At 73.2% G+C, this 3,389-nt stretch carries 3 protein-coding genes; all 3 read right to left on the reverse strand.

Translation table 11 applies throughout. The annotated features are described in order from the left end of the window. Positions 1 to 376 precede the first annotated feature (376 nt). A complete protein-coding gene (locus ACFV4F_RS41085; RefSeq protein WP_380448723.1) occupies positions 377 to 1,051 on the reverse strand; it encodes a nucleoside/nucleotide kinase family protein in 675 nt (224 codons plus the stop codon). Positions 1,052 to 1,114: 63 nt separating this feature from the next. Continuing rightward, positions 1,115 to 2,071 (reverse strand): LD-carboxypeptidase, encoded by a 957-nt coding sequence (locus ACFV4F_RS41090; protein ID WP_380510714.1) that lies wholly within the window; start codon positions 2,069 to 2,071, stop codon positions 1,115 to 1,117. A gap of 97 nt (positions 2,072 to 2,168) precedes the next feature. Then, positions 2,169 to 3,218, reverse strand: a complete 1,050-nt coding sequence (trpS, locus tag ACFV4F_RS41095; protein WP_380510716.1) for a tryptophan--tRNA ligase — start codon at positions 3,216 to 3,218, stop codon at positions 2,169 to 2,171. Between the last annotated feature and the right edge of the window lie 171 nt (positions 3,219 to 3,389).

Below are 3,389 nucleotides of genomic sequence, written 5' to 3' on the forward strand. Positions count from 1 at the left end.
TGGCACGCTGTTGAGTTCTCAAGGAACGGACACTTCCTTCGAGCCGCCTTCCAGCGGGCCCTCCGGGCGCTTCGTTCTTTCGTGTTTCCAGCTTATCAGATGTTTTTCGCTCCGTTTTCCGGGGCTTCGTCATCCAACTCGCCGGTGTCTTCCGGGACTTGATGCCCCGTCCGACGTTTCAAACTCTAGCCGATCCCCGCTCCGAAAAGCGAATCCAGCCGAAGTCCGACCGCAACCCAATTAAACGCGCACACCGAATACGCACCGAGCCGCGACAAGACGCGACCCGGCCCACAGTCGGGAAGTGGTGTTTCAGAGGATTGGCCGCCCCGGGACCGTCCGCGCCGATGCGTGTCCGGTGCTCCCTGCCGAGCGACTAGAGAACACTACCCCTATTCGGCGCTCCGGGCAAACCCGTGCCGGGGACCGTCCGGGTACAGAGCGGGCGGCCCGCCTTCACGTGTTCGCCGTTCGGGTGGTCGTTGCCGGTGACCCAACGCCGTGCGGTGGGCTCGTCCCGGCCTCCGTCGCGGTGGCGGCGCAGGAGGCGTTCCTCGCGGAGGGCGTCGTCGGTCTCGACGTACCAGAGTTCGCGGAGCAGTCGGCGGGCGTCCGGCCACGGGGCGTCGGTGGAGGCGAGGTAGTTGCCCTCGGTGATGACGAGGCGGGCCTGCGGACGGACGACGTGGCGGGCGGCGACCGGTTCGTCGAGGGTGCGGTCGAAGTCGGGGACGTAGATGTCCTGGAAGCGGTCGGCGGCGATGCGGCGCAGCAGCGCGACGTAGCCGTGGGTGTCGAAGGTGGCGGGTGCGCCCTTGCGGTGGGTGAGGCCCAGGCGGTCGAGCTGGGCGGCGGAGAGGTGGAAGCCGTCCATTGGGACGTAGGCGGCGCTGCCCGGGCCTTCGGCGCGCTCGACCTCGGCGACCAGGTGCCGGGCCAGGGTGGACTTGCCGGCCCCGGGAGGGCCGGTGAGTCCGAGGATCGTACGGGCGTTGCTGCCCGGGCCCCGGAGGAGTCCGAGGGCGAGGGCGGTGAGGCGGTCCTCGTTCATGGCCGCACCCTACTCATCCGTCCCGCCCCGGCCCGGGCCGCTCGCTTCTCCGCTGCCGACGCCTCACCGGGCGGCGAGGGCCGGCACCTCCAGGGTCAGCGTTCCCGCGTCGGCGTCGAGCACGGCCGGGACCCCGAGCGGGACGGTGAGGGTGGAGGGGCAGTGGCCGAAGCCCAGTTCCCACAGCACGGGCACCCCGAGCGGGCCGAGGCGGTCGAGCATCACCTCGCGGACCCGGTCCGGTCGCCCGCAGCCCTCCCAGGAGCCGAGGGCTATGCCGGCCACGCCGTCGAGGGCGCCGGAGCGGAGGAACTGGGTGAGGAGGCGGTCGAGCTGGTACGGGTGCTCGTTCACGTCTTCGAGGATCAGGATGGCGCCCGCGAAGGAGGGCCGGGCGGCGGGCGTGCCCCGCTCGGCCGCGAGGACGTGGACGCAGCCGCCGGCCGTGACGCCGCGGGCCCGGCCGGGGACGAGCGGTGCGGCGGCCGGTCCGGTGAGGACGGTGGTCGTGGCGGGCTCGAAGAGGGTGCGGCGCAGGTGTTCGGCGGTGGGGGCGTCCTCGATGAAGGAGGCTGCCGCGCACATCGGCCCGTAGAGGGTGGCGAGGCCGAGCCGCTGGGCGAAGGCCTCGTGCAGAGAGGAGACGTCGCTGAAGCCGATGAGGACCTTGGGCGGGACGCGGCGCATCGCGGCCCAGTCGAGCAGGTCGACGACGCGGTGCACGCCGTAGCCGCCGCGGGCGCAGACGACGGCGTCGACGGTGGGGTCGAGCCAGGCGTCCTGCAGGTCGGCGGCCCGGCCGGTGTCGGTGCCGGCCAGGTAGCCGAGGGTGGGGTGGGTGTCGAGGACGTGCGGGGCGACGGTGACCCGCAGCCCCCAGGAGCGCAGGATCGCGGTCCCGGCGGTGAGCCGCTCGGGGTCGATCGGGCCGCTGGGGGCGACCACGACGACGTGGTCCCCCGGACGGAGCTGCGGCGGACGGGTCAGCCCTCGGGCGGGCGTGGTCGGGTGCTGGTCCATGGCCGGGATCCTTCCAGGGTGCGGGCGTCGGAGCGTGAGGGGGTGAGGTGCGGTCGGATCCGGCGGGGCCCGCCGCAAGTGGTATGCCCCGTCGTCCTCAGACCGACCCCATGACCTCCCTGACCTCGGCGAGGGTGGCGTCCGCGATGGCGTTGGCGCGCTCGGCTCCGTCGCGCAGTACCTGGCGAAGGTGGCCGCGGTCGGCGGCGAGCGCGGCCCGGCGGGCGCGGATCGGGCGGAAGAACTCGTTGACGGACTCCGTGACGGTGCGCTTGAGCGCGGCCGCGCCGCCGTCTCCGAGTTCGGCGGCGACGTCCTCGGGTGCCCGGCCCTGGCAGAGGGCGGCCAGCAGGACGAGGTTGGCGACCTCGGGCCGGTTCGCCGGGTCGTAGGCGATGTGCCGGTCGGTGTCGGTCTTCGCGCCGCGGATCAGCCGGGCGGTCTCGTCCTCGGAGGCGCCGAGGAAGACGGCGTTGCCCCGGCTCTTGCTCATCTTGCCGCCGTCGGTGCCGAGGAGGAGCGGCGCGTCGGAGAGCACGGCCTCGGGGCGGGGGAAGACGGCGGTGCCGTCGGCGTGCGGGTAGCGCTCGTGGAAGCGGCGGGCGATGGTGCGGGCCACTTCGAGGTGGGGCAGCTGGTCCTGGCCGACGGGGACGAGGCCGGCCTTGCAGAAGAGGATGTCGGCGGCCTGGTGGACGGGATAGGTGAACATCAGTCCGCTGACGGCGGCCTGGCTGGAGTGGGCGATCTCGTCCTTGACGGTGGGGTTGCGGCTCAGTTCGGCGACGCTGACCAGGCTGAGGAAGGGCAGCAGCAGCTGGTTGAGGGCGGGAACGCGGCTGTGCGCGAAGATCGTGGCGCGGTCGGGGTCGAGGCCGGCCGCGAGGTTGTCGAGGACGAGGTTCTCGGTGTGTTCGGCGAGCCGGTCGGCGATGTCCCGGTCGGTGATGACCTGGTAGTCGCCGACGACGATGAACATCTCGACGCCCTGGTCCTGGAGGCGGACCCGGTTCTGCAGGGTGCCGAAGTAGTGGCCGATGTGGAGCGGGCCGGTGGGGCGGTCGCCGGTCAGGACGCGGCGGGCCGCCGGAGCCGCGACGGGAACGGGAACGGCGGCAGCGACGGGGTGGGCGGTCGTGGCGATCATGCGGGTTGTCTCCTCGGTACGGCGGTGGTGGTGGCCGTCCGGGGCGCGGGCCCGTCCCGCTGGGAAACGCGACAGGGCCGTCCATCCCGGACGGCCCTGGTCAGGCATGCAGTGGTGGGGGGGGGGGGGGGGCCCCCCCCCCCGCCCCCGCGCGCCCCCCGGGGCGGGGGG

Origin of the sequence: Kitasatospora sp. NPDC059722 (genome assembly GCF_042733235.1) — a bacterium.
Lineage (GTDB): Bacteria > Actinomycetota > Actinomycetes > Streptomycetales > Streptomycetaceae > Kitasatospora.

Bases quoted from the DNA above. Each gene is read 5' to 3' on its own strand.
- ACFV4F_RS41085 (WP_380448723.1), bottom strand. From the start codon at position 1,051: ATGAACGAGGACCGCCTCACCGCCCTCGCCCTCGGACTCCTCCGGGGC.
- ACFV4F_RS41090 (WP_380510714.1), bottom strand. From the start codon at position 2,071: ATGGACCAGCACCCGACCACGCCCGCCCGAGGGCTGACCCGTCCGCCG.
- trpS (WP_380510716.1), bottom strand. From the start codon at position 3,218: ATGATCGCCACGACCGCCCACCCCGTCGCTGCCGCCGTTCCCGTTCCC.